This is a genomic window from Rhizobium sp. Rhizsp42 (genome assembly GCF_047304155.1).
GTDB lineage: Bacteria > Pseudomonadota > Alphaproteobacteria > Rhizobiales > Rhizobiaceae > Rhizobium.
The window spans coordinates 1-1467 of the sequence record NZ_JBGLYS010000095.1 but is presented as its reverse complement, the minus strand read 5'-3'; the positions used below and the strand labels follow the sequence as shown (position 1 = coordinate 1467).

The 1467-nt window shown below is 58.3% G+C and carries 1 protein-coding gene and 1 pseudogene; both read right to left on the bottom strand.

Annotated elements, in window-relative coordinates; translation table 11 throughout:
- Positions 1–182 (bottom strand): annotated as a pseudogene (locus ACCD05_RS31650) (hypothetical protein); the annotation flags it as partial.
- 77 nt (positions 183–259) lie between these two features.
- Positions 260–1327, bottom strand: coding sequence for an IS110 family transposase (locus ACCD05_RS31645; RefSeq protein ID WP_112974540.1), 1068 nt, complete (start codon positions 1325–1327; stop codon positions 260–262).
- Between the last annotated feature and the right edge of the window lie 140 nt (positions 1328–1467).

Genomic DNA, 1467 nt, shown 5'->3' with positions numbered 1-1467 from the left:
CTCCAATGAAAGAACACAAGGGATAAAACACCAGCGTTGGCGGCGTTTCCTTGGGTTCTGGTTGTGTTTTGACCGGCGTCGGCGCCGATCGGCAGAGTCTTTTTTTCCGCAGGACAAGGTGTCCTTCGGTTCTCGAACCATTCTCCAATTCGTGACCCTGATGCCTTCTTGGCTTCGGTCACAGAGTGGCGTTCGGCTCCCGGTTTCCCATTCTCCTGTAAGAGCGCAGTCCGGCGTTGCCGGGCTCGCTAGCAAATCATCAGGACAACCGGGATATCGTCGACGCGCCTTCCGTGGTGGTGGTGCCGCGCGGCTCGTAAGCGCGCTGGTCACGCAGAATCTGGAAGGCGATCGTCAAAAGCTTGCGCGCGATGGCAACCCGCGCCTTGTTTGTTCCTCTGATCTTCAATTGTTCATACTGGGCGCGAAGCTGCGCATCGCTCGCGATGGCAGGCGCGACCGCCTCGACGAAGGCCCAGCGCAGCCACTTGTTGCCCTGCTTGATGATCTTGCCGTGATAAGTCTTGCCACCGGAGGAATAGGTCGATGGCACAAGCCCGGCGTAGGCAGCAAACTTCTTGGCATTGCGGAAGCGGCTGACGTCGTCGATCTCGGCATCGATCAGCCGGGCGAAGAACTCGCCAATGCCGGGGATCGTCTTCAACAGCTTCACATTGGCATTGGCCTTGGTCATCGCCCGGATCGTCGTTTCCGACTGCTTGATCCGCTCGTTGATGTCGCCGATGAACGCGAGGCCGCGGTCGATCTGGATACGGTCAATGTCCGAGACGTTCACTTCGGCAAGCTGGATGCGGCCGGCCTTGCCAAACAGGTCGCCGAGCTTCTTCAGCTGGGCTGTTTGCTCCGGATACCGGTCAAACACCGTGACGATCCGGTTCTTGGTCATCGTGCGCAGCCGTACGTAAAACATCCGTTCGCGCAGCGCGACGCGAAGTTCCCGAGATTTTTCGCTGGGTGCCCAAGCCTCCGGCACCAGGTCGGCCCGCAGCAGATGCGCCAGTACCGTCGCATCGATCTTGTCGGTCTTGATCTTGGCGTCGGCGATCGCCTTGACCTTCAACGGGTGGGCGAGAACGACATCATCACAAATGTCGTCGAGCCAATCATACATCACCATCCAGTTGCGCGTCGCCTCGATGACCGCATGCGAGTTCTCGCGGTAGCGTTCAAGGAACCCGCCAAGCGACTGGCGATCGTTTTTAACCCGGCCGGAGCGCAGCGTCTTGCCGCTACTGTCCTGGACCACCAGGTGGCTGTAGGATTTGTGGTAATCGACGCCGATATGGTAATCATAAGAGGCAGTCATGCTTCCAACTCCCTTGTTGAGATCTACGAAACCCCAACAGGATAAGCCGAAAGGCTGGAAGTGTGACTGTCCCTCGATCATTACCCGCATCTCACTGATCCGTTCTCTCAACGGGCGCGGCATCTTTCATGCCACCTCCT